Origin of the sequence: Bradyrhizobium sp. USDA 4538, assembly GCF_024171045.1 — a bacterium.
GTDB lineage: Bacteria > Pseudomonadota > Alphaproteobacteria > Rhizobiales > Xanthobacteraceae > Bradyrhizobium > Bradyrhizobium australafricanum.
This window is the reverse complement of sequence record NZ_JALJZE010000001.1, coordinates 1,433,481-1,458,272: the sequence shown is the minus strand read 5'-3', so window position 1 is coordinate 1,458,272 and position 24,792 is coordinate 1,433,481. Positions and strand designations below refer to the sequence as shown.

At 62.2% G+C, this 24,792-nt stretch carries 21 protein-coding genes and 1 pseudogene; 19 read left to right on the top strand and 3 right to left on the bottom strand.

Features of this window, described 5'->3' with window-relative positions:
- Nucleotides 1-260: 260 nt before the first annotated feature.
- On the bottom strand, nucleotides 261-794 hold the full coding sequence (locus J2R78_RS06250; protein WP_375166986.1) for a hypothetical protein: 534 nt from the start codon (nucleotides 792-794) through the stop codon (nucleotides 261-263).
- 682 nt (nucleotides 795-1,476) lie between these two features.
- Here J2R78_RS06250 and J2R78_RS06245 point away from each other — a divergent pair.
- The 8 genes from J2R78_RS06245 to J2R78_RS06210 all read left to right on the top strand — a co-directional run bounded on the left by J2R78_RS06245 (nucleotide 1,477) and on the right by J2R78_RS06210 (nucleotide 10,336).
- Nucleotides 1,477-2,679: a cytochrome P450 gene (locus J2R78_RS06245; RefSeq protein ID WP_069279842.1), complete on the top strand. Its 1,203-nt coding sequence runs from the start codon at nucleotides 1,477-1,479 to the stop codon at nucleotides 2,677-2,679.
- 94 nt (nucleotides 2,680-2,773) lie between these two features.
- Nucleotides 2,774-4,063 (top strand): cytochrome P450, encoded by a 1,290-nt coding sequence (locus J2R78_RS06240; RefSeq protein ID WP_253603437.1) that lies wholly within the window; start codon nucleotides 2,774-2,776, stop codon nucleotides 4,061-4,063.
- 1 nt (nucleotide 4,064) lies between these two features.
- Nucleotides 4,065-4,373, top strand: coding sequence for a ferredoxin (locus J2R78_RS06235; RefSeq protein WP_069279849.1), 309 nt, complete (start codon nucleotides 4,065-4,067; stop codon nucleotides 4,371-4,373).
- Entirely contained in the window at nucleotides 4,360-5,205 is an 846-nt protein-coding gene (locus tag J2R78_RS06230) for an SDR family oxidoreductase (protein WP_069279843.1), read from the top strand. The genes J2R78_RS06235 and J2R78_RS06230 overlap by 14 nt, the downstream gene beginning before the upstream one ends.
- On the top strand, nucleotides 5,205-6,548 hold the full coding sequence (locus J2R78_RS06225) for a cytochrome P450 (RefSeq protein ID WP_069279844.1): 1,344 nt from the start codon (nucleotides 5,205-5,207) through the stop codon (nucleotides 6,546-6,548). Before J2R78_RS06230 ends, J2R78_RS06225 begins: the two co-directional genes overlap by 1 nt.
- 124 nt (nucleotides 6,549-6,672) lie before the next feature.
- Complete coding sequence (locus J2R78_RS06220) at nucleotides 6,673-7,680, top strand: polyprenyl synthetase family protein (RefSeq protein ID WP_069279845.1); 1,008 nt, start codon at nucleotides 6,673-6,675, stop codon at nucleotides 7,678-7,680.
- 209 nt (nucleotides 7,681-7,889) lie between these two features.
- The gene (locus J2R78_RS06215) at nucleotides 7,890-9,437 is read left to right on the top strand and encodes a hypothetical protein (protein WP_253587782.1); all 1,548 of its coding nucleotides are present in this window, start codon (nucleotides 7,890-7,892) and stop codon (nucleotides 9,435-9,437) included.
- Nucleotides 9,434-10,336, top strand: a complete 903-nt coding sequence (locus J2R78_RS06210; protein ID WP_069279847.1) for a hypothetical protein — start codon at nucleotides 9,434-9,436, stop codon at nucleotides 10,334-10,336. The genes J2R78_RS06215 and J2R78_RS06210 overlap by 4 nt, the downstream gene beginning before the upstream one ends.
- A gap of 242 nt (nucleotides 10,337-10,578) precedes the next feature.
- On the opposite strand, the gene J2R78_RS06205 is transcribed toward J2R78_RS06210, so the two are convergent.
- Nucleotides 10,579-10,836, bottom strand: coding sequence for a LexA family transcriptional regulator (locus tag J2R78_RS06205; RefSeq protein WP_253587780.1), 258 nt, complete (start codon nucleotides 10,834-10,836; stop codon nucleotides 10,579-10,581).
- A gap of 43 nt (nucleotides 10,837-10,879) precedes the next feature.
- On the opposite strand from J2R78_RS06205, the gene J2R78_RS06200 reads away from it, so the two are divergent.
- The 7 genes from J2R78_RS06200 to J2R78_RS06170 all read left to right on the top strand — a co-directional run bounded on the left by J2R78_RS06200 (nucleotide 10,880) and on the right by J2R78_RS06170 (nucleotide 17,888).
- Entirely contained in the window at nucleotides 10,880-12,001 is a 1,122-nt protein-coding gene (locus J2R78_RS06200; protein ID WP_253587778.1) for an IS630 family transposase, read from the top strand.
- Between the two features lie 1,003 nt (nucleotides 12,002-13,004).
- Complete coding sequence (locus J2R78_RS06195) at nucleotides 13,005-13,181, top strand: hypothetical protein (protein ID WP_253587777.1); 177 nt, start codon at nucleotides 13,005-13,007, stop codon at nucleotides 13,179-13,181.
- A 447-nt stretch (nucleotides 13,182-13,628) separates the two neighbouring features.
- Nucleotides 13,629-14,456, top strand: coding sequence for a transcriptional regulator (locus J2R78_RS06190; protein WP_069280036.1), 828 nt, complete (start codon nucleotides 13,629-13,631; stop codon nucleotides 14,454-14,456).
- On the top strand, nucleotides 14,453-15,436 hold the full coding sequence (locus J2R78_RS06185) for a nucleotidyl transferase AbiEii/AbiGii toxin family protein (protein ID WP_253603435.1): 984 nt from the start codon (nucleotides 14,453-14,455) through the stop codon (nucleotides 15,434-15,436). Before J2R78_RS06190 ends, J2R78_RS06185 begins: the two co-directional genes overlap by 4 nt.
- Before the next feature lie 434 nt (nucleotides 15,437-15,870).
- Nucleotides 15,871-16,332 carry a hypothetical protein gene (locus J2R78_RS06180; protein ID WP_253603433.1) on the top strand — a complete coding sequence of 154 codons (462 nt, stop codon included), beginning with the start codon at nucleotides 15,871-15,873 and terminating at the stop codon, nucleotides 16,330-16,332.
- Between the two features lie 19 nt (nucleotides 16,333-16,351).
- On the top strand, nucleotides 16,352-17,083 hold the full coding sequence (locus J2R78_RS06175; protein WP_253603430.1) for a hypothetical protein: 732 nt from the start codon (nucleotides 16,352-16,354) through the stop codon (nucleotides 17,081-17,083).
- A gap of 130 nt (nucleotides 17,084-17,213) precedes the next feature.
- The gene (locus J2R78_RS06170) at nucleotides 17,214-17,888 is read left to right on the top strand and encodes a hypothetical protein (RefSeq protein ID WP_253603427.1); all 675 of its coding nucleotides are present in this window, start codon (nucleotides 17,214-17,216) and stop codon (nucleotides 17,886-17,888) included.
- A 148-nt stretch (nucleotides 17,889-18,036) separates the two neighbouring features.
- On the opposite strand, the gene J2R78_RS06165 is transcribed toward J2R78_RS06170, so the two are convergent.
- Nucleotides 18,037-18,906, bottom strand: a complete 870-nt coding sequence (locus J2R78_RS06165) for a LysR family transcriptional regulator (RefSeq protein WP_256558523.1) — start codon at nucleotides 18,904-18,906, stop codon at nucleotides 18,037-18,039.
- Nucleotides 18,907-19,651: 745 nt separating this feature from the next.
- Here J2R78_RS06165 and J2R78_RS06160 point away from each other — a divergent pair.
- The 4 genes and pseudogenes from J2R78_RS06160 to J2R78_RS06145 all read left to right on the top strand — a co-directional run bounded on the left by J2R78_RS06160 (nucleotide 19,652) and on the right by J2R78_RS06145 (nucleotide 24,766).
- Nucleotides 19,652-20,950 (top strand): glycoside hydrolase family 28 protein, encoded by a 1,299-nt coding sequence (locus J2R78_RS06160; protein ID WP_253603424.1) that lies wholly within the window; start codon nucleotides 19,652-19,654, stop codon nucleotides 20,948-20,950.
- Nucleotides 20,951-21,185: 235 nt separating this feature from the next.
- Nucleotides 21,186-22,177 (top strand): annotated as a pseudogene (locus J2R78_RS06155) (pectinesterase family protein).
- 32 nt (nucleotides 22,178-22,209) lie between these two features.
- Entirely contained in the window at nucleotides 22,210-22,452 is a 243-nt protein-coding gene (locus J2R78_RS06150; RefSeq protein ID WP_253587770.1) for a hypothetical protein, read from the top strand.
- A gap of 58 nt (nucleotides 22,453-22,510) precedes the next feature.
- On the top strand, nucleotides 22,511-24,766 hold the full coding sequence (locus tag J2R78_RS06145) for a hypothetical protein (RefSeq protein WP_253603422.1): 2,256 nt from the start codon (nucleotides 22,511-22,513) through the stop codon (nucleotides 24,764-24,766).
- Nucleotides 24,767-24,792 lie beyond the last annotated feature (26 nt).

Here is a 24,792-nt window from a genome sequence, read left to right as displayed (position 1 = left end):
GAGTTGCACCGGGACAAGCCGAGTTCGCCACGGGGGAGACGGTTCGTCCCCCGTGACCGCTCAAGCCCGGCGAAGCCGTCGGCGGTGCGTGAACCTTTACCTTCACATAGTGTCGCTCGCTCCCGGTCCGGTTGCGATCGAAGACGCGTATACGTTTGCTCATTGCGCACCCACCACCAACAACATCGAAATCGTACTAGACCCGATGTTCGCCCCTGAGGTGACGGGCGGCCCGCCCCGCGGCAAGCTCCTATCGAGGGTTACGCCGGATGGTCCGGCGCCGAGCCGCAAGCATGGGCAGCGGGCCTGATGAACGATAGCATTTTCGTGGGCTGGATGTGCACAAGGCGACGATTTCGGTTGCGGTGGCCGAAGGGATGCGCGGCGGGGAAGTTCGTAACTTGGAGAGCATCCCCAATCGCGCCAATCAGATCGACAAGCTGGCGAAGAAGCTTGGCAAGGATGACCGGCAGGTAAGTTTTGCTACGAAGCCGGTCCCTGCGGATATGGCCTGCATCGACAACTGACGGGACTGGGGGCACAACTGCATCGTGGTGGCCCCCGATCCCGATGAAGGCCGGGATCGGGATAAAACCGACCGGCGCGACGCGGCGATGATGCCGAAGCGGCTGGGCGCCTTGCGGTCGGGAAAATTCTCGGCCGCATGCGTCATCCAACCCAGCCGAGATGCCGGAGAGGCGGGCTTCATTTCCCGTATAACTACCGCCGACACCGGAGTGGTTTCCGGCGAACCACACCTGCTGCAGCCAATCCGGATGCTTGATATCGCGCAAGGCCCGCCCCGCACATTCAGCTCGAGAGCGGGCCTTTGTCGGGCACTTGCTGCGCCGGTTGTCGGCATTGAGACTCAATGCCAGAAACCTGACACTACGCGCCACTAGAAAGTGCCAGCTGAGCCTGCGAATTCAGCTCGGCACGCGATTTGCTCTGTTCTTGGCATCATCACCAATCACAGTGTGATGGTCTTCGGGACGGACACGGTGCGCGTCGCTGTTCGCGTTTGGTCTGTTCCGACGGTTTGCTATGGCGATGACTTGGCGTTCGGTTGTGGACCGAGAAAATGCAGGGAAGCGTTGGATGCGGTCTAGAGTTCTTCCTTTGGGAGCCACAGTGAAACTGCGACCGGAAGTGTGCGACTGGTCCGGAGGCAATATTGGCGGACAAGTCGGTGGCGGGTACCTCGAGCCTCCTTCACCAATCCCTACGGTCAGTCGATCTATGGCGATGCCGACAGGTTCGATATCATGCGGCGGCACAACATGCACCTGTCGTTCGGCTAGGGGCGCATTTCTGCCTGAGCGGTGCGCTGGCGCGCCTGGAATTGCGATGCGTCTTCCTCGCGCCGCTCGTGCTGCTGGAGGATCTGTCGCTGACGATCGCCGCGAAGGACTTCGTCTACGGCGGCGTCTGCCGGTCACCTTCCGCCCTTCCATCGCTTAGAGAGTGAAGTCCACCATGTCTGAACCATCCCTGCCGACGCTGCCGATGTGGCGCGTCGATCACATCGCGCCCTCGCCCGAGATGTTGGCGCTGTGCGCCAACGGTCCGATCCACCGCGTGCGCTTCCCGTCCGGACACGAAGGCTGGTGGGTGACAGGCTATGACGAGGCTAAGGCGGTGCTGTCCGACGCGGCGTTCCGGCCCGCGGGAATGCCGCCGGTGGCATTCACCCCGGATTCGGTGATTCTCGGTTCGCCGGGTTGGCTGGTCTCGCACGAGGGCGACGAGCATGCCCGGTTACGCCGGATCGTGGCCCCGGCCTTCAGCAACCGCAGGCTGACGCTGCTGGCGCAGCAGGTCGAGGCGATCGCCGCGCAATTGTTCGAGACGCTGGCGGCGCAGCCCCAGCCCGCCGACCTGCGACGCCACCTCTCCTTTCCGCTTCCGGCCATGGTCATCAGCGCCCTGATTGGCGTCCTTTACGAGGATCACGCCTTTTTCGCCAACCTGTCCGACGAGGTGATGACGCACCAGCATGAAAGCGGCCCGCGCAGCGCGTCGCGCCTGGCTTGGGAGGAACTGCGCGCCTACATTCGCGGCAAGATGCGGGACAAGCGCCAGTATCCGGGCGACAACCTGCTGACGGATCTGCTCGCGGCGGTCGACCAAGGCAAGGCGAGCGAGGAAGAGGCTCTCGGCCTCGCGGCCGGCATGCTGGTGGCGGGACACGAGAGCACCGCTGCGCAGATCGAATTCGGCCTGCTGGCCATGTTCCGCCATCCGCAACAGCGCGAACGCCTGGTCGGCGATCCATCCCTGGTGGACAAGGCAGTGGAGGAAATCCTGCGCATGTACCCGCCAGGTGCCGGCTGGGACGGCATCATGCGCTATCCGAGGACCGATGTGACCATCGCGGGCGTGCATATTCCCGCGGAGAGCAAGGTACTGGTCGGCCTGCCGTCGACGTCGTTCGATCTGCGCCATTTCGACGACCCGGAAATCTTCGACATCGGACGCGACGAGCAGCCGCACCTGGCGTTCTCCTGCGGGCCGCACGCCTGCATCGGCGCGGCGCTGGCCAGGCTGGAACTCAAGGTGGTGTTCGGTTCGATCTTCCAGCGCTTTCCCGCGCTACGCCTGGCCGTGGCGCCCGAAGAACTGCGGTTGCGCAAGGAGATCATCACTGGCGGGTTCGAGGAGTTGCCGGTGCTCTGGTGATGCAGGGAGGCCGCCGGGGATCGCGATCTTGTTTCGCAATTGCCGGCGCGCCTGGCACGCGCCGGTCAGATCAGCCGGCCAACAGGTAATCAAGATGGACGTGCAAGAAACCACGGCAGCATGCCGCGACGCCTTTGCCGAACTGGCTTCGCCAGCGTGCATCCACGACCCGTATCCGTTCATGCGGTGGTTGCGCGAGCACGATCCAGTGCATCGCGCGGCGTCAGGCCTCTTTCTGTTGAGCTGCCATGCCGACATCTGCTGGGCGCTCGAGGCCACGGGCGATGCGTTTCGGGGACCGGCGCCGGGCGAACTGGCGCGCTATTTCCCGCGTGCCGCGACCAGCCTGTCGCTCAATCTGCTGGCGTCCACGCTGGCGATGAAGGACCCGCCGACCCATACGCGTCTGCGCAGGCTGATCTCGCGCGACTTCACCATCGGCCAGATCGACAAGCTGCGGCCGAGCATCGCGCGCATCGTCGCAGCGCGCCTGGACGGCGTGGCGCCCGCGCTGGAGCGCGGGGAGGCGGTGGACCTGCATCGGGAATTCGCGCTGGCCTTGCCCATGCTGGTCTTCGCCGGACTGTTCGGCATGCCCCAGGACGACGTGTTCGCCCTCTCCGCCAGCGTCGGCGCCATTCTGGAAGGCCTGAGCCCGCACGCCAGCGATCCCCAGCTGACCGCGGCGGACGCGGCCAGCGCCAAGGTGCAGGCCTACTTCGGTGATCTCATACAACGCAAGCGCACCGATCCCCGCCGCGACATCGTGTCGATGCTGGTCGGCGCACACGACGACGATGCCGACACATTGTCGGATGCGGAGCTCATCAGCATGCTGTGGGGCATGCTGCTGGGCGGGTTCGCCACCACTGCTGCGACCATCGACCATGCGATCCTGGCGATGCTGGCGTATCCCGAACAGCGGCACTGGCTGCAGAAAGACGCCGTGGGGGTGAAGGCCTTCGTCGAGGAAGTCCTGCGCTGCGATGCGCCCGCCATGTTCAGCTCCATTCCGCGTATCGCCCAGCATGACATCGAATTGCGCGGCGTGGTGATCCCGAAGAACGCGGATGTGCGCGTGCTGATCGCGTCCGGCAATCGCGACCCCGACGCCTTCCCCGATCCCGATCGCTTCGATCCCGCGCGGTTCTACGGTACCAGTCCAGGCATGTCGAGCGACGGGAAGATCATGCTGAGCTTCGGCCACGGCATTCACTTCTGTCTCGGTGCGCAACTGGCCCGGGTGCAGTTGGCCGAGAGCCTGCCGCGGATCCAGGCGCGCTTCCCCACGCTGGCATTGGCCGGGCAGCCGACCAGGGAGCCCTCCGCGTTCCTCAAGACGTTCCGCGCGCTGCCGGTGCGGCTGCATGCGCAGGCGGACTGAGATGCGCGTCGTGGTCGACCAGGATCTATGCGGAACCACCGGGCAGTGCGCACTGACGCTGCCGGGGACCTTTCGCCAGCGCGAACCGGACGGCGTGGCCGAAGTGTGCGTGACGACCGTCCCGCAGGCGCTGCACGCCGCCGTGCGGCTCGCGGCCAGCCAGTGCCCGGTCGCCGCCATTCGGCTCATCGAACGCGACGCTGGTGACGACGAGAGCGCCAACGCCGACCCTGCGCCTTCACAGGCGGAGGCCGAGCGGCATGCCGCGAAAGACCAACGCAATCCAGGGAGACACGATGGGACGGTTTGAAGGCAAGGTGGCCGTAGTGACCGGCGCCGGCGCCGGTATCGGCAAGGCGTGCGCCATCGCTATCGCGCGCGAGGGCGGCAGCGTGGTGGTAGCCGACATTGATGGCTCGGCGGCCATCGCCTGCACCGCAAAGATCGCGGCCGAAGCGGGCCACGCGCTGGCCTTCGCCATGGACATCGCCGATGCGCAGGCGGTGGCAGCGCTGTTCGCGACGGCGGAGCGGCACTTCGGTGGGGTCGACCTGCTGGTGAACAACGCGAGCGCCATGGATCTGACGCCGCGCGACCGCGCGATCCTCGACTTGGACCTGGCGGTTTGGGATCAGACCATGGCGACCAATCTTCGCGGCACGCTGCTCTGCTGCCGGCAGGCCGTCCCGCGGATGATCGCCCGTGGCGGTGGCGCGATTATCAACATGTCGTCGTGCCAGGGGCTTAGCGGTGACACCGCACTGACAGCCTACGCCGCGTCGAAAGCGGCGATGAACATGCTGTCGGCCTCGCTTGCTACCCAGTACGGTCATGCGCAGATCCGCTGCAACGCGGTTGCTCCGGGTCTCATCATGACCGATCGTCTCCTCGCCAAACTGGACGAGTGCACGCAATGGCATCTGCGCCAGCACCAGCTCCTGCCGCGCGTCGGCCGCCCCGACGACGTGGCCGCGCTGGTGGCGTTCCTGCTCTCCGACGATGCTGCGTTCATTACTGGCCAGGTCGTGTGCATCGACGGCGGCATGCTGGCGCATGTGCCGACGTACGCCGATGGGGGCAACAGCCGCGCCGCGCGGCCTTCCGGCAAGACAGCCGAAGCGGACGCGTCCCGGCGCTGCTGATGGACATGCTGCTCAACCCGCTGAACCGTCGGCATCGGCTGCGGCACGACATCCCGGTCGTGTCCGGCGCTTTCCCCATGATCGGGCATCTTCCCGCGATCGTCTGCAACCTGCCGCGCCTGCTGCGGCACGCGGAACGGACTCTGGGCAGCCACTTCTGGTTGGATTTCGGCCCTGTCGGACAGATGATGACCTGGTTGGATCCGGATGCGTTCGGACTGCTCCGGCACAAGGACGTGACCTCGGCGCTGATTGAAGAAATCGCGCCCGAACTGTTCCGCGGAACGTTGGTCGCACAGGACGGCGGCGCGCACCGGCAGGCACGCGATGCGATCCAGGCGGCGTTCCTGCCAACGGGACTGACCGAGGCCAGCATCGGCGACCTGTTAGCGCCCATCATCGAGGCGCGAGTGCAGGCGTGGCGCGACCGCGGCGAGGTAGCCATCCTACGCGAAACCGGCGACCTGATGCTCAAGCTCATCTTCAGCCTTATGGGTATCCCCACGCAGGAGCTGCCAGGATGGCATCGCAAGTACCAGCAACTGCTACAGTTGATCATAGCGCCCCCGCTCGACCTGCCCGGGCTGCCCTTGCGGCGCGGCCGCGCCGCCCGCGACTGGATCGACGCGCGGTTGCGCGAGTTCGTCCGCGCCGCGCGCGAACACGCCGCGCGCACCGGGTTGATCAACGACATGGTGAGCGCCTTTGATCGCAGCGACGATGTGCTCTCCGATGACGTCCTGGTTGCCAATATCCGCTTGCTGCTGCTTGGTGGTCACGACACCACCGCCTCGACGATGGCATGGATGGTGATCGAGCTGGCGCGGCAGCCTCTCGTGTGGGACGCCCTGGTCGAGGAGGCGCAACGTGTGGGCGCGGTACCGACCCGGCACGCCGACCTAGCGCAGTGTCCGGTCGCCGAGGCGCTGTTCCGCGAGACGCTGCGCCTGCATCCGCCGGCGCCGCTCCTGGTGCGCCGCGCACTGCGTGAATTGCGACTCGGCCAACGGCGCATTCCCGCGGGCACCGATCTGTGCATTCCGCTGCTGCATTTCTCGACCTCGGCGCGGCTGCACGAGGCGCCCGATCAGTTCCGCTTGGCGAGGTGGCTGCAACGCTCCGAGCCGATCCGGCCGACGGACATGCTGCAGTTCGGTACCGGCCCACACGTCTGCATGGGCTACCATTTGGCATGGCTGGAACTGGTGCAGTTCTCCATTGCCTTGGCGCTGACCATGCACAAGGCCGGAGTGCGGCCGCGGTTGCTGAGCGCCGTCGAAAAAGGCCGGCGCTACTACCCGACCGCACATCCGTCCATGACTAGCCGCATCGCATTCTCATGAGCTGGCGTTGCAGGACCCGGCAGCAGCGCCAGCGACGCGCGCATTACTGCAGCAGCGCGCTTCCGTGCGACGCCGGCAATACCGCCGCGGCTCGGCGTGGCTATCTCCTGTCAGGTACGCGGACATGAACAACAAGCAGACCGATTCCACGCTACAGGATCGCCGAGCTGGCGTTTCCGCCCTCGGCGCGTTGGACCCGCAGGCGCCCGGTGCATCCGGCAGACTGCTGCCGGAGATCTGGATGCAGGACGGCGCAAAGCGGGTCGAACAGGCGCTGGCCGGTCTTCTCTGCGCCGAAGACGACGGTGAGACCGAACTGATGGCGGCGATGCGCTACGCCACCTTGCAAGGCGGCAAGCGCATCCGCGCCTTGCTCTGTCTGGCTGCCGGCGAACTGGCCGACGCGCCGGCGCACGCGCTGGACGACATCGGTGCCGCCATCGAGATGATGCACGCCTGTACCCTGGTGCACGACGACCTGCCCGCGATGGACGATGACGTGCTTCGCCGCGGCCTTCCGACCGTGCACATCAAGTACGGCGAAGCCACTGCTATCCTGGTCGGTGATGCGCTGCAGGCGCACGCCTTCCTGACCCTGGCGAGTCTGGATGCGCCGCCCGACAAGCGCATCGCGCTCGTGCGCGAACTGGCGCAGGCCGTGTCCGCCGAGGGGGCCGCAGGCGGGCAGGCCATGGACCTGTCGCTCGTTGGAAAGCACGTCGCGCTGGACAGGGTCCTGGCGATGCACCGGATGAAGAGCGGAGCGCTGGTGCGCGCCTCCGTTCGCATGGGCGCGCTATGCGCCATAGCAGAGGATGCCGCCCACGCTGCGCTGTACCATGCGCTCGATCGCTACAGCGCCTGTTTCGGGCTGGCCTTGCAGGTGATCGATGACATTCTCGACGCGACAGCGGATATCGCGACGCTGGGCAAGACTCCTGGCAAGGATGCAGCGGCGCAGAAGCCGACCTGTGCGTCGATCATGGGGCTAAAGGCAGCGCGCCAGTTCGTACCGGACCTGTTGCGCGATGCCGGGGAGGCCATCGCCGCGCTGGGGCCGCGTTCGGAACGGCTAGCGCAAATGCTGCAGCGGGCCGATGCGTATCTGTTCAAGCACGCGCCATGCGCATAAGCGCCCGCTCGCATGGAGCGGCACCTTTGCCGCTGCGATCGGCCGGCGGCAGCGGTGCATGCTGCACCGTGTCTGAGTCCGAGATCGCTATTCTTCGCCAAGCACGGGCGTCCACGGAGGCGCTGTGCAAGCCTAGGCGGCCCTTTGGCTACGGGCCGCATCTGCCGGATCCTGGCTTTCGTCGACCGTCTGCAGAAGGAATATCCTGCGTGAACGCGCTGTCCGAACAGATCCTTTCCGAATTGCGCCACCTGCTGTGCGAGATGACCGATGGCGGCAGCGTCGGCCCGTCCGTCTACGACACGGCGCGAGCTCTGCAGTTCCACGGCAACGTCGCCTGTCGGCAGCACGCATACGCGTGGCTCATCGCGCAGCAACAGGGCGATGGCGGATGGGGAAGCGCGGACTTCCCGCTGTTCCGCCATGCGCCCACCTGGGCGGCGTTGCTGGCATTGCAGCGGGCCGATCATCTTCCCGGCGCTGCCGACGCAGTCCAGGCCGCGATCCGATTCCTCCAGCGCCAGCCCGATCCCTACGCGCATGCGGTGCCGGAAGATGCGCCGATCGGCGCGGAGCTGATCCTGCCGCAGTTATGCGACGAGGCCGCATCCTTGCCGGGCGGCGTGGCGTTTCCGCGCCACCCCGCTCTGTTGCCGTTGCGGCAAGCGCGCCTGGTCAAGCTTGGGGCAATGGCGAGGCTGCCGAGCGGCCATCCGTTGCTGCACTCCTGGGAAGCCTGGGGGAGGTCGCCGACCACCGCATGCCCGGATCAGGACGGCAGCATCGGCATCAGTCCGACAGCGACCGCCGCGTGGCGTGCGCACGCCGTGATACAGGGGAGCACGCCGCAGGTCGGGCGCGCCGACGCGTATCTGCAGGCGGCATCGCGGGCGACGCGCAGCGGCATCGAAGGTGTCGTTCCCAACGTCTGGCCGATCAATGTTTTCGAGCCATGCTGGTCGCTGTACACGCTGCATCTGGCTGGGCTGTTCGCGCATCCCGCGCTCGCCGAGGCTGTGCGCGTCATCGTCGCGCAGCTCGACGCCCGCCTGGACGCGCGCGGTCTGGGGCCGGCCCTGCACTTCGCGGCCGATGCGGACGACACCGCCGTTGCCTTGTGCGTCCTGCGCCTTGCAGGCCGCGACCCAGCCGTCGATGCGTTGCGCCATTTCGAAACCGGCGAGCTGTTCGTCACCTTCCCCGGCGAGCGCAATGCCTCGGTGTCGACCAACATCCATGCCCTGCACGCGTTGCGACTGTCGGGAAAGCCCGCCCTCGGCACCAGCGCCTACGTCGAAGCCAATCGCAACCGGCACGGTCTATGGGACAACGAAAAATGGCACGTTTCGTGGCTGTATCCCACCGCGCATGCGGCCGCTGCGCTGGCGCAAGGCAAGCCTTGGCGTGACGAGCGCGCGTTGGCGGCGCTGCTGCAGACGCAGCGCGACGATGGCGGCTGGGGCGCCGGTCGCGCGTCCACATTCGAGGAAACTGCCTACGCGTTGTTCGCGTTGTCCGTAATGGACGGGAGCGAAGAGCCGACAGGGCGCCGGCGCATCGCGCAGACGGTGGCGCGTGCGCTGGAGTGGATGCTCGCCCGCTATGCGGCGCGTGCATTGCCGCAGACGCCGCTTTGGATCGGCAAGGAACTGTATTGCCCCACCCGCGTCGTGCGCGTTGCCGAACTCGCCGGCTTGTTGCTGGCGCTTCGTTGGGGGCAGCGCGTCCTGACCGAGGAAGCAGGAGCGGCGCAATGATGAAGACAGCCCGCGCGCTGCAGCAGGTGCTGGAGTGGGGGCGTTCCCTGACCGCCTTCGCCGACGAGCATGCCGTGGAAGCGGTCAGGGGTGGCCAGTACATTTTGCAGCGCATCCAGGCGAACCTGCGCGACACCAGCGCCCGCACCGGCCGCGATCCGCAGGACGAAACGCTGATCGTGGCGTTCTATCGCGAACTGGCGCTGCTGTTCTGGCTCGACGATTGCAACGACCTTGGCCTGATCGCGCCGGAGCAGCTCGCCGCGGTAGAGCAGGCGCTGGGGCAGGGCGTGCCGTGCGCGCTCCCCGGATTCGAGGGCTGCGCCGTGCTGCGCGCTTCGCTGGCCGCGCTCGCCTACGATCCTCGCGACTATGCTCAACTTCTCGTCGATACCCGGCGCTACTGCGCGGCGCTGCGCGCCGGACACGCGCAGGCGGCAGGGGCGGAACGCTGGTCCTACGCCGAGTACCTGCACAACGGCATCGATTCGATCGCTTACGCGAACGTGTTCTGCTGCCTGTCGTTGCTTTGGGGGCTGGACATGGCCACCTTGCGCGCGCGTCCGGCGTTTCGCCAAGTCCTGCGGCTCATCTCCGTGATAGGGCGCTTGCAGAACGATCTGCACGGACGCGACAAGGACAGGTCGGCCGGCGAGGCCGACAACGCGGCGATCCTGCTGCTGCAGCGTTTTCCGGCTATGCCTGTGATGGAGTTCCTCAACGACGAACTGGCCGGCCATACGCGCATGCTGCACCGGGTGATGGCGGAAGAACGCTTTCCCGCGCCGTGGGGACCGTTGATCGAGGCCACGGCGGCCATCCGTGCGCAGTACTACCAGACTTCGACCAGACGCTACCGCAGCGACGCTGCGGGGGGAGGCCAGCGTGCACCTGCCTGAAACGCGCGGGAGGTGGCTGCGCGCTGCTGTCGCTCCGATCCGGCGCAACGCCGCAGTCCCGATGCGACGGATGGAGGCAGCATGAGCCGAGACCGCCCTGGAGCCGGCGCAAAGATGACCATCCGGACCTCATGCTGATCGGCGAACAGCGCCGGCCAGGTTCGCCTTCGGCTGATAGCACATCTGGTTCGGTGCTATCCTAGCGGCTCTGCACAGTGATTTTGACGGGTTGCGTCTGGCGGTCAGAGTAGCTCCGGCAGGTGTTTTGGATCAACGAGGACCTCGATACTGCGAGGGGTCCTTGGCTGCCGTCTGATGAGGCCCTCCCGTTCCAGCGTCAGCACCATCTGGTGAACCGAGGGCGGGCTAACGCGGAAGTATTCCCGCATGTCGGTTTCGGCCGGGGGTCTGCGGTGCAGGCGCGTGTAGAGGTGGATGAAGGCCAGGTACTGCCCCTGTGTGGGCGTGAAGGGTTTTGCCGAAGGACTCACGCCGGCCATCCGATTCAGTTGTTGGTGCGTGCCTCGAACACGGAGGCATGCCATGAATGTACGCTATCGGGTCGACCTCAGCCAAATCGAGCGCACGGAACTCAAGGCGCTGCTCAGCGGCGGCAAGCATGCGTCCCGTAAGCTCAAGCGCGCGCAGATTTTGCTGGCTGCCGACACCGGCGGCAGCGATGAGGAGATCGCGCGGAGCGTCGGCGTGGGCGGCTCGACCGTGTACCGGACCAAGCGCCGCTTCGTGGAAGGCAATCTGGAGCGGGCGCTGAGCGATGAGCCGCGGCCCGGAGCGGAGCGCAAACTCACGGTCAAGGAAGAAGCCTTGTTGGTGGCGACGGCCTGCGCCAGTCCGCCAGAAGGCCGGGCCCGCTGGACGCTTGAGCTGCTGGCAGGTGCGATGGTCAAGCTCACCGAACACAAGAGCCTGTCGCATGAGACGGTTCGGCGGCGCCTGGCCGAAAATGGCCTCAAGCCCTGGCGCAGGGACATGTGGTGCATTCCGCAGATCGACGGCGAATACGTCGCCCGTATGGAGGACGTGCTCGACCTCTACGCCGAGGCGCCAGATCCCAAGCGGCCGGTGGTGTGCTTCGACGAAAGCCCGGTGCAGCTCATCGGCGAGGCGCGTCAACCGATTCCGGCCGAGCCCGGCCAGCTCGAACGTTACGATTACGAGTACCGTCGCAACGGCACGGTCAATCTCTTCGTATTCCTCGACGTGCATCGTCCCTGGCGCAAGGTCAAAGTCACTGAGCGGCGCGCGGCTGAAGACTATGCCTCCTGCATGCGCGACCTCGTCGACATCCATTATCCCGACGCCGAGATCATCCGGGTCGTCCAGGATAATTTATCGACCCACTCCGCCGGCGCCCTGTATCAGGCCTTCCCGCCCGCCGAAGCCAGGCGGATTTTGCGGCGGCTCGAGTTCCACTACACGCCCAAGCACGCAAGCTGGCTCAACATGGTCGAGATCGAGATCGGCGTCCTGCGGGGCCAGTGCCTCAATCGCAGAATCGACGCCCCCAAGCGGTTGCGCCGCGAAATCGCCGCTTGGGAACGGAAGCGAAATGCCGCCCGCTCTCGCATCAAATGGATGTTCATAACAGACAAGGCCCGCACCAAAATGGGCCGCGCCTATCCCGCGACTTCCAAAGAGTCATAATCACTGTGCAGAGCCACTAGTTAGGACACTCGGAAGAACAAATTAGGACAACCCGGAAAACACCGGGCAGACGCGGTTCACGGAATCTGCAATTCCTACTGACATTTCATCACGGAATAATTTTGGAGAGTTCCATGCCGGCAGGATCATGGTCCGCTGAGGAAGAGCAAAAGCTGTTGCAGTTGATCCGGGAGACCGCGCTAACGCAGCGCGAGATCGCGCAGAAGATCGGCCGTACCGAAGCGGCCGTCGTGGCTCGGCTGACGATAATTAGAAGGCGGTCCACGGAGCTGAATTAGGACCGGGGACCTTGCGGAACCATTCGGGAAAAGTGGCATAGGCCTATGCAAGGTCCGGAGGTTGTCGCGGCAACTACTCACCGTACCATGTGGCGCGGTTCATTCGCGTGGTTGCCGCTAGGGGCGTTCAATCACGCCGCCACTCATGACGAGTGAGGTCGCTTAATCGCGACCTCCCTCAATCACAGTGAAGTTGCGCGTTACTAGGACAGGCCGGTTCGGCTCCAGCGGCAACACCGCATCCAGCAAATCCCCGATAGTCCACACGCGCTCAGCAATACCAAGCGCGACTGCTGGCGTAGTGCGCAACGCCTCATGTACGGCAGAGATTATAGTGAGCCACGTACAGTCTCACGGCTGCGGCATGGTGATCTAGTTTCTTTGAGAAGCCGTTGGTGACCCTCACAGAAAAACCGCCCCCATATTGAAAGAGGCCGCCAACTGAGGCGTCTCGATCTCACATGAATATTGCAAACGCAGCGATAGCAATTGGGCACAGTCCCAGCACCACAATGGTCGCCCTACAAAGTAGGTCATTTGGTCATGACACAACCCCTGCGTGGGGTTGAAGTCTAACTCCGGATATTCGGCAAACCAAAGTGCAGTTTGTGCCACGCTAGGAAATTTATCGCGCGCTAATTGGCCGCCAACCGAGGCGGCCTTTACTCTCCCAGTTCTCTGAGGATGCGGTCCCGGTGCTAAACGTGCAGTACCTGGCACGAGTAAAAGTTATCGAGCAGTTTCTTAGCTTCCTTCAGGTCGTGACCATGACCGGCGAGCCGCTCTATACGTTCCTCTTGCTCGGCAATGTGTCTCTCGCCTTGCGCAACGTGCCGTTCCGCTTGCTCCAAATGTTGAACCTGCATTTCGCGATGCGCTGATTGAAGGTGGTCGGGCATGGCCGCGCTCCATCACCTATGCAGGGGGGAGCGCTCTCAGTCTCTCAGCCACCGACGCCTACGGGCAGAGCCTCGGTCGGTGATAGCGATAGCGTATCACGTTCCGTTTCCCCTGGTTCGTTCTCCAAGATTAAATCCTGTAATCTGGATCAAAGGCCGGACATGGGCAGAACATCGATCGGGCGGCTTAGTAGTCCTACCGAGAACAACGGCCAAGCTACAGTTTCCGTCGCCTAATCCGAACTAGGACACTCTCAAATTCAATCTAGGACACCGGGACTTAAGTACGGACAGCACCTCCGGTTCGAACTCCGCCGCGCTTATTGTTGTAGAGTTTAGGGTATTATATACCTTAAATCATGCATTGAAATGCACTTTTCCTTGCGCGTTGTAATATCTGGGGTATAATATACCCTAAGGAGCGCACCGATGGTTGGACCGAAAGGGAAGGTTGAAAGGTTTCTATCTTCACATCCGGTCTTCACCCGGACCGAGTTCCGCGAAACCGTATCTCCCGGCCAGCCACTCTCGTCGTCCGACTCATTGCTTAAGTACCACGCCGCCTCAGGACGAATACGCCACGTCGCGCCAGGTGTGTATGCTTTCGTCCCGCCGCACCTGAATCCAGCGAACTTCCATCCCGACCGGATTTTGGTCGCATCGCGCATACGCGCCGATGGTGTCGTCGCGTACCACACCGCACTCGAACTGCACGGGCTCGCCTATTCGGAAAGGTCTCAGACCCAACTCCTCAGCGGAGGTCGCCCGGGCGAGATAAAAACGCTCGTTGGTCCCGTCAGGTTCGTCGCGCAACCCGCCTCGCTGCGCCGTCGCTCCGAGGAAATGTCTGGCACGATCACGATGGATCGCCGCGGTCTCGACGTTATCGCGACCGGCGTCGAGCGAACACTCGTCGACTGCATTGATCGCCCGGACCTGACCGGCGGCGTCGAGGAACTCGCAAACGCGCTCCACAGCGTCAAGGCGTTCGACGTTGGCAAATTCGCGAAGTTCGCGCTCGGTCGCGACAACCAGACGCTCGTCGGCGTGTGCGGTGCCTGGCTTGAGAGCCGGAAAGACGATCTCTTCGTCGACAAGCAGGTACTAGACGAACTGAAGCGTGCCGCCCCGCCGGCACCGCGGCCCGCGCTGGGAAGCGACGCCAAAGGCCATGCGATTGAAGCCTGGAACGTCGTCCTGCCTTCGGATTTCCTCAACCCGTCCTTCGAAGGGATGTCACCGGAGATGATGCCGTGATCTCGCTCGAACGCCTCGAAAAGATTGCCACCGATGTCTCGTTCCAACCGGCCTCGATCGAGCGCGTCATCCGGTTGATCGACGTGCTCCACCAGATCGCGAATGACCGCGAGCTCGGGAAGCTGCTCGCACTCAAAGGCGGCACCGCGCTCAACTTGTTCTATCTCGCACTCGACCGGCTTTCCGTCGACAACGATCTGAACTACGTCGGTGCCGCGGATAGAGAAGCCATGCTGCGGGATTCCAAGATCATCAACACGCGCCTTCCCGCGCTCCTGCAGAGCAAGGGTTACGAAATCGGCCGCGATCCTTCCGGTCAACACGCCGGCGGCAAGTGGCGCTTCAGGTACATCTCGGCCTATCGGCGGCCAGGCACGCTGGAAGTGGACGTGAACTATCTCTTCCGGACGCCGTTCTTCGGCTGGGAGAGGATGAATTCCGCAAAGCTTGGCGACTACGAAGCGAGGAATGTCGGCGTAGTCGACCTCCACGAAATCGCCGCCGGCAAGATCGTTGCCCTGGTGGCCCGGCGGGCTTCGCGCGATCTCTACGACGCCTGGAGGCTACTGCAGAGCGATAACATCGATTGGGCCCAAGTTAAGGTCGGAGCGCTTGCGATCGGCGCCGCATCCCGAGATCTGGATTGGCGCACGGTGTCGCTAAAGGACTACAAATACGATCTCAACGACCTGAACAACAAGCTGCTGTCCGTGGTCAAGAACGGCATGTTCGAGGCGGAGGGCAGCCCCAATAAGTGGTGCGACCGGATCCTAGCGGAATGTCAAGAAAGACTGGCGCCGCTCTTCAAGCACAATGACAGGGAGCTGGCCTTCCTCGACGCGCTCTACGACCGCGGAAGCATCGAAGTCGATACGCTTCCTGTAAACGACGATGTAAAAAAACGCATCGAAGCCTTTCCTGCGCTCCGTTGGAAAGCGCAACATGTCGCGCAGAACTTGGGCCGGAAGCCCGCCACCTGACCAACGAGTCGAGACGCGAACGTCACGTAAAGCCAGCAGCGTGTCCACTATGCGATAGAGGACATTCAACTCGGTCTCTGTTGGCAGTTCCGAACCGATCTGGTCCAAGGACGTGCAAGCGGATGCCGACATCCTCTGAGGGGCTGCCGATGAGGACGCCATCGCCCTCCTGCCGGAGCAAGGGATCCGTTTCCAAGTGGACGACCCGCGCGACTAAAATTCGTGTGCCGGCGGTCTGCGTTATGCGCGATCATTAAATGTCGAAACGTCGCGACGAGAAATTGCTGCGGCTCATATCGCTGCTGTATGCGTGATAAGCGATGCTCGTTCGGCGCCACTAATCGCCGAACGCCAACTATCAGTACCGCCCCGAGACCTAGCGTCTTATGTGATCTTGGACCTCAACGAATATCCTTTCGGCCGAATTCGAAAATATGAACATTTTCATCCTAAAACGAGCTCTTTCAACAATTGCTGAAATAATGACACGTCATGGAATCAGCACGATGGAATATTTTATGGTTGAGAGGTTCCGTTGGGCGCGGGCTTCCGTCTCGCTTCAACGTGCCCGCTATCAACGATCGCATCGCGATAGTGGTCAAATGGTTGATCGAGCCGGAACTGAAATCTATCTTCCTGCCGGACTCATAAGGTTGCAGGCTGGGAAAATCGGCTCTGGACGCCGTGGGCGTCACGTGTCAGCGGCGCTGGAACGCCTGAAAGAGCATACCTCTCGCAACGATCTCTCCGGCATCAGGCTTGTCAATTTGGTCGCCATGTTGCCCGCGCTCCTGATCGCGGCCATTGCTCGGCTTGCGGCGACCAACGATAGAGCGGGCGACGAATGCCACTTGGCACAAACCACGGCTCCGTCAGGTTCTCGAAAGCTTAAGTGACTGTGGACGTGAGGCAAGCGTGGACCCGCACGATCGTCACCTATCCAGTGTGGCAGCGTCTTCACCGGTACAACAAGACGTCTCGGGAGATCTGCGGCCGGAACAAGAGGTCTTTGAACGGCAATTGCAAGCGGCGGGATCGGCCGTTACGGCGATGCTCGACCGGCGGCCCGGCCGTAAACCTCCTCCCAACGTGTCTATCGAGGATCGCGACTACATTTACGCTGTCGTCAAGGGCACTGCCAAACGCCGGAACCTCTCATCGGAGACGGCCGAGAAATATACCCAGATGCTCTACAAGGCGGCGAATTATCTCGGGGAGCGCGGCCAGTCGCTCAAAGGGAGTGATGATGTTGCCTTGAACCACCTCTCCAGTTCGGTCTTCAAGACGAACAAGCATGTGGGTATTGCGTTGCGGGCCCTTCAAAAACATCGTGGCGGTTCATCTGCTAGCAGACGTGCCCCGGACGCCCCAGATGGTGCCATTGTTACTGGGCGCATACCTACTGCTTCGACCGAGGCTGACAGGCCGCTCATTGAAAGCATCATAGCGGATGGCATCAAGAGCAAGCATTGGGCTTCGACCACTGTCCAGCACCATGATTCGATTCTCCGAAAATTGTCGAACAGCCTTGGGACCCGAGACATGACGCTTGCTGGGACCAGTGATGGTGCGCTGTTCGATTACGTTCAGGAAGTTTTCCCTAAAAATTGGAAAAGAATGACTGCTTCGCTGGGGGTCGCTTCGTGAGTATCGGGAGGCGAATGCCTCAGGAGCTTCGGAGCAAGGGTCTTTGGCGGCAAGCGGGCTTCAACAGGCTGGGGGTGAGGCTAGTGCGCCGCCGACATTAGATGTCGTACCAGAGGAGCTTCGGCAGTGGTTGGATGATGAAGCAGACGAACCGCTTATCATGGCGGACAATCCAGAGCTTTTGCGGCGGCAACAGGAACTTCGCCAACTGATTGGAGATCAACGGTCTCCGCAGCCGATTGCCGGCGATCCGGACGAGCTGAATTTCGATCCTGAGGACTTCACTGGCCGCCCGGCGAAGCTGAGGCGACTGCTGAATGATGAATCAACGCACTCGCCGGTGTCCGCAAGCCGAGAGGAGCTTCAAAGATTGCATCAGGAGCTTCAGGATCGGCGCGACGATCAAATCACCAGCCGGCCCATCTTCATCGATCCATGGGAGTTCACTTTCGATCCGAAGCAGTTTCCTCCTGGCGAGCTTCGACGACTGCTGGAGGACGAACCGATCACGTCAGGGGCGGATCAGGTCAGCCGCCAATTGCCCCCTGTCCAGCTGAACTTAGAGGAGGTTATCTACGATCCCGAACAGTTCCCTCCAGGGGAGCTTTGGCAACTGCTGGATGATGAACCCGCGCAATTGGAGGCGGATCCGCTGGACAGCCAAGTGGTCGCCTCTATCGATCGAGGGGATTTCGCTTTCGATCCGGAGCCGTTTCCCTCATTGGAATTCCAACGCTTGCTCCGTGACGAACCTGCCGATTTGGAGGCTGATGATGTGCTGCGCCGGTTGCCAACCGATAGCTAGAGCACGATGAGAGCATGCTGCGGACGGCGACGTGTCAAGCAAACTATGTCAATGGAATCCGACAAGTTGTCCGTGTGTATTGGGAACGATGGTCGATTCCGACCTGAGGTCGATCCGTGGCCGAGATCTCTAGCGATCGACGAAGTTGTTACCGAACGAGTATACTGGGTTGATACTGTTGGTCGTCGAATATTCGCTTCACCCTCTGCACAAGCTTGGCCGCAACTTCCTTTCGTAGCCCCGGCCTTGCACAAATGACAGCCCTGAGATCAGGCAATGCTGGTAAGTAGTATTCTGGCGATTGAACTAAATCGTCCGGCACGCAGAACGTAGGCAATGCAGTCAAGCCCAAGCCAAGTCGCACGGCTGACAATCTCACCAAGTGGTCAGTGGTGTGAAGAACAATCCTGTAAGCGGATCCCATCCTATCCAGTGGACCGATCATCCAATCGTGGTCAGGAAGCGTTACGATCGGAATAGGAGTACCCGGACGGAGAACGAATTCGTGCGAGCGAACCCAGGTGGCCGGAAATGCCCGTTGTTCAAGGACAATTTTTGAAAGATCGGAATCTACGTCCGTAGCGAAAATGCAGGCTACGTCTATGTAGCCCTCGATCAAGCCCTTGCGGATCGTGCTGGAGTGATCCGCGCAAATGAAGAGATCCGAAAAGTCATCGCTGCCGGCTCGTTCTAAAAGTCCTTGAGCAAAGAAATTGCTGAGGCCAACCCGATGTACGGTAGCGTTGCCATGACCAGCGAGCCTTAACATCTGATCGTTGGCCTCGAGTATTATGCGGGCCTGTCGGAGGACGAGTTCGCCAAGGCTGGTGACGGTTGTGCCGTTGGGCGTTTTGACAAACAGTTGCCCGCCAATCAATCCTTGCAAGCGTTTTACTTGAGCGGTCACCGCAGGCTGACTAAGCCCGAGCTTGCTCGCGGCTTTGGTCAAGCTGCCCGTCTCAGAAATGGCTACAACGGTACGAATTGACTCAATTGGAAGGTTTAGCGCTCGTAGCATTATTCCGCACAAGAATCACGAACTTGCATTGGTTCTATCATTGTAGTCGCAATATCACACCGCAGCCAAAGCGCTATCCAAAATTCGGCCAGTGCGGCTAACGGTGCAAAAGATCATCCGTACAAAGCGTACAGACCTTAGGGGGGCCACCGCCGCACGGCAACGTGTCGTATCAGTTGCGCTCAGCGGTGGGCATCCGCTCGGTTCGTCGCACCTGAAAGCAACTTCTCTCTGAGCTGCTCGCTCGGAGGCATTCGATAAATTTTTGACCTGGCAACCAGTTTCATTGACGTCGATCACACCGCGCGCAATAGACAGTCTCGTGTTCCGGGTCCTAGCGACGGGGATTGCCTGAAATTATCTCTTTTAGAAGTGTTGCCGACAACGCTGTTCGATCTCGGACAAATGCAGTGCCGGGGCTCGGTTATTCAATCACGAGCATAGCCATTGAGCGGCCTGATTGCTTCGCGTTCCTTTCAGGGACCTGAGTTTTCCAGAGCTCACGGCGCCTCCTCCCTTGGTTTATTATTGGCCCTCGCTCACGAAGCGACACCTGACATGGTGCTTCGACTCTGCCTCGGTGCGTCAAGAGGTGCAGTCTTGCTGACAATAGTGAGGCCCACGCTCTCCTTTGCGGTCTTATAAATGTCATCTTGCGCGGGCCAGTGAGAGCAAGCGGCTGGCCGATCGGCCGACGCTCAACCCAGGTCAGACAATCACGCGAAGAGGCAAAGAGACGAGGTCGATGACAAAGCCTTTTCGTGAATGGGTCCTATTGTTCACCGTCGCCTTCATGGTTCTCTGCTCCGAAGCAGAAGCGCAAGATCGCCGCACCGTCACTGAGCCTGTTGCACCTCGCACGGTCTGTGACCGCCCGGTGCCGTCCGGCAAGAACGACACGGTCAGGCTGCAAGATGCCATCGACAATTGCCCCGCCGGTGCTGCGGTTTATCTGGGGCGTGGCGAGTTCCGGTCGGGCTCGCTCCAGATGAAATCGGGCGTGACCTTATGGATCGGACGCGGTGCAACGCTTTTCGCGATCCCCGAACCGGCTGCTTACGACAAGGGCCGCGGACAGTGTGGGCGGATCGGGGCTAAGGGCGACGGTTGCCGGCCGTTCATTAGTTTCTCCAAGACACGCGGCGGCGGCATCTATGGCGACGGCATCATCGATGGCCAGGGCGGTGCACCCATGGTCGGCAACGCTGAATCCTGGTGGCAACTGGCCCGCCGGGCGCAAGCCGAGGGTGGCAACCAAAACGCCCCGCGTTTGATCCAGATCGATCATGCGCAGGACATCACGGTGTCTGGCGTCACCTTGCGCAATGCGCCCAATTTTCATGTCGCGATGAACCGGGTCGAAGGTGCCACGTTCTGGGGCCTCACGATCGATGCACCGGCCGATGCCCGCAATACCGACGGCATCGACCCCGGCGCCAGCCAGGACGTGACCATCACCCGCAGCTTCATCCGCACCGGTGACGATAACGTGGCCATCAAGGCCGGCGACAATGGCCCCGCCCGCCACATCTCCGTGACTGACAATTATTTCGGCTGGGGGCACGGGATGTCGATCGGCAGCGAAGTGAATTCCGGTGCCAGCGACATCCTGGTGCGCAACCTGACCCTGGACGGAACGACATCTGGACTGCGCATCAAGAGCGATGTCAGTCGCGGCGGCCTGGTCGAGCGAGTGACTTATGAGAACGTATGTCTGCGGGGTAACCGATGGCCGGTCGCGTTCGACACGAAATACGATCCACGTGCCCAAGGCATGAGAATTCCGGTCTATCGCCAGATTGTTCTGCGCCATGTGCATGGCGAAAATGGTGCGCTGCTGATGCGTGGAGTCGACGATAGGCACGCCCTTGATGTGGTGCTCGAGGATGTTCGGTTTGCCGACACCGCTACCTGGCAGCTCGAGCATGCCAATGTGACGGCCGATCATTCTGACGTGTCGCCGCCTCTGCCCGGGCGAGCCACAGGACAGCTGTCGCGCGGATGGGAGGGATGTGCCAGAGCATTCCGCGACCGTATTGAGTAAGTGCATGCCGAACCTTTAGGCCGGTCAGATCTCCCTTTGATGCGGCTTTGAGTTCCTGGAATAAAAGGCTACGACGCTGACGCCTCATGGCGGACGACCGACGGGGTTTGGCGCGGTCGGACATTTCCGTTAGTCGCGCGCGAGTTCCGGATCGGTGAGGAAACGTATTGACCAGACTCAGCTGCCGTATCGCCGCGGCACTTTGTACCGACTGCATGGAGCGTGCAGCGCGCCAATGCGAGTTTCTGTGCTGTTCGCTGCGGTTCTGGCCGGATATGTCTGCATCTCGACGGCCCATGCTCAGCCACTTTTGGTCTCGCGTGCCGAGAGGGCGGCCTATCACTCCGTTCAAGCAGCCATCGACGCATTACCGGCCCAAGGCGGGGATATCCAAATCGCGCCCGGCATTTACCGCGAGAAGGTCAAGGTCTCTAAATCTGGCGTTCATATTAGGGGCTCCGGCAAGAGGCCGGACGATACGGTCATTGTGTATGGCGACGGGGCGATCAATGTCGGAGGAACCGCTCATTCTGCGACGCTGGACGCCTCCGGTGATGATTTCCGGCTCGATAATCTCACGATCCAAAACGACTACGCGCTGAATCCGGCCAATTCATCTTCGCAGGCGGTGGCGCTGTCGGTTACCGTAGACAGGGACGTTATCACCCGCGTCCGCCTGCTCGGTGCCCAGGACACCCTGTTTGCCAGCAAGGGGCCGAACGGCCGAATGTCGCGGCAATACTTCCGGAGCTGCTACATCGAGGGGCATGTCGATTTCATATTTGGGAATGCCAAGGCCTATTTCCGGCAGGTGAGTTACACGGCTTGGCCAATCAAGCGGTCGTGTATACCGCACAGAGCAAGGGCACGCCGGACGAGGACAGCGCCTATGTTTTCGACCATTGCAGGCTGACTGCCGATCCCGCCGCGGGCTATGTTGCGCTTGGCCGGCCTTGGCGCCCTTACGCTACAGTGATTTTCCTGTCGACGAAGATGGATGCACCGGTCATGGCGGAAGGCTGGCGCGAATGGACTCCGGGCCAAACCAATAAACTGAGGGCCGCCAACTATGCCGAATACAAATCTTCCGGCATCGGGGCCAATCCCGCAGGCCGTGAGCCTCACTCTCATCAACTGACCGATAGCGAAGCCGCGAAATGGTCGCTCGGCGCGTTCTTCGGAGATGCCACAGATTGGCTGTCCGGCTACCACCAAGATAGGACATAAAGACACGTTCTCGAAGAAGGCGTTTTGACGCCATGACGCCGTCCCAGCATGGACGACGGCGACGTAAGCTTTTGTTGGATTCGAGCGGACTATCCGCGGCGGCTGAACAGCAGGCAGGCTGCGATGCCACAGCAGGCAGGCTTTATGTTGCATCTTTCAGAAGAACCTACGCGATCGCGACTGCTTGGGGCGAGACGTTGATCTCGTCAGCTTTTCGAAAGCTTGCGGCCGCACAGATCGCGGATCTGATTGTCGCCGAAACTGCTGCCGCCTGACCGGAGTTCGAACTTCGGCCGGCTTGTGCAGGACCTCTACCATTGGAAGGAAAGCAGGATGGATCCAGTCGACCCATTCTTCGATTCAGGAGCCTGGATGGAGCAGTACGCCGCCCAACAGGAGCGGGCAGGGCAACGAAGGGGCAACGCAGGCCAGCAAGGCAACTTTGAGCGGCAGATGGCGGATTTGCAGCTCGATTCATCTGACGCGAGCTATGTACCCTCAGCTTCACAAGATCGGGCTCCTGCGAGAGGCGGTCGGGCGGTCCGGCGGGACGATTTCGGCGGCTCGATGCGGATACCACCGCATGCCGCTCTTAGGGACAGCGCGCTCGGCGGGACTCGCCGCATCGTCGACATTCCCCGTATTCAACTCGGAGCCTCGGCGCAACTGCCGCAGTTCAGTCTGCAGGATGATCTGTTCAGCAGTGCGCGCTGCTCTATGCCGGATTCGGAGTCCGCGGTTCAGGCCAAGAGTGGCAAAAGCCGCGGACTATGGTCGCGCTTCAAGTCGGGAGTGGGCAAAGCCCTCGGGGGGAGCAGCAGCGAAAAGTCGTCGCGTAAGGAGACGCAGCCTGAGGTCTTCTCAACGAAATTTCGAGTGGATCATGCCAGGCAGCCGGGCCGGGCTCGCGGAGGGCCAGTCCCTGCGGCGGACGAGACGCTCATAACGGATTTCAGAAACAGAGCGGCCGGCAACCTGAGCGATGGCACCATCAAGAATGCGGCAGCCGATCTGCGCCATTTGAGCGCGCGCCTGAGTGCGAACGGCAGGCCATCGATAGCCGATCGAATTCGCCGCGAATTGGAAAACGCGCAACTGGAAAATCCGGAGGTGGAAAACTATCAGCTGGAAGCTGAGCTTGATGCAGATGTGGAGACGTATGCAAATGACCGCGGCAGGCGCATCAAGGCGGCCTTGAAAAAGCTCCGGGAGGTCGGTGCCGGAAACACCTTGTTCGCCGACATCCGCCGTCTGGAACCTTATCCTGCGGACGCAACACTCATCCGCATGTGGGCCGCAGCGGAAAGGGCGACAGGCAGGGTCGAGCCGGAGACAGCCGATCGTCAGGCGCGTCGCCTTTCGAGGCTGAGTGACTGGCTGCGATCGCACCACAGGCCCGCGATGGCTGACCGGCTCTTCACCCCAGAGCTCGCACAGGACGTCGAGGCGTACAAGCAAGAAACCCAGGACAGTAAAATCAACCCCGATTTGCTCAGGCTTGGGCGCTACCAGCAAATCCTTGAGGCGAACAGGGCGCTCGGATTGGATCCTGAGGACGGTGGGCAGCCTGCTGGCGAAGGCGCTGCACACGCGCACTTGCCGCAGGAACTGCCGGCGACGCCTGCCACGCCGAGCGCGGGAGCTTGGGATTGGCTCGGCGAGCAGATCCACGGACCGAGCTCATCACTGCCAGCGCCGTACCACATTTCGCAGGCCGGTCCCTCGCAGCAGCGTCCCTTAATGCCAGCCTCCCCCAGCGGTGCTGCGTGGGATTGGACGAGCGAGCAGGCCCACGGACCAGCCTCATCGGCGCCTCGCTGGGCTCCACAGCCGGATCTACCGCTCGGGCTTCCTGCAACTCCAGCCAGCTTGAGCCAAGGCGCTTGGGATTGGCTCGGGCAACATATGCAAGAAGGTGGGTCACCGTCGTCCGTCAGGCCTCGGTCGTCAAACATCTACAGCGGTCTCAATCCCCTGATTGATCTGGATCCGCCTACACCGCATGACTTGCGTGACGATGCACGTTCAGTGCCGGCACCCGAATTTGGCGGAACGCCCTCGTTCGCTGGACCCTCGGGGGCCGTGCAGGGACTGCGGGACATTGGGGCCATCGTTGGGCCGGACTGGCGCCACGGCTCCCAGGCGGCTGAAGACGTCTTGGTTGACGTCCTGGGCAACATCAATCTGCTGCCAAACCAGTTCGGGCCAAGTCAGTTTATGATCAACGATGAGCGCTACTCGGCCACGTTCGGACCAGGAGGGCGCCGGGATGTCCGCCTGATCCATCACCCGCGCGCAAGCCAGCTAAACCAACCCGGGCCATCCGAGCTGCTCCATCAGCCCCCGCAGATGGTCGGAGCCAGTCAGCCTCGTGAAGGTGCGGTGGACCTTGGGTATCTGATCCGCGGCGGATGGGAGCATCGCGAACGGTTCCTTCCGCCCTACCTTGTGCGCGTCCTCGAGGGCCAGCGCATCATGCCGGAGGCCGGACGCCCGACCTATTTCGACATCCGCGGCGTGCCTTACCGGGGCGAGTTGGTCGAAAGCGAGGGGCGCCGGCGCGTTCGCATTCATCCTGAGCTTGGCTGAGGGACGTAGGTCGGCTGCAAATCTCA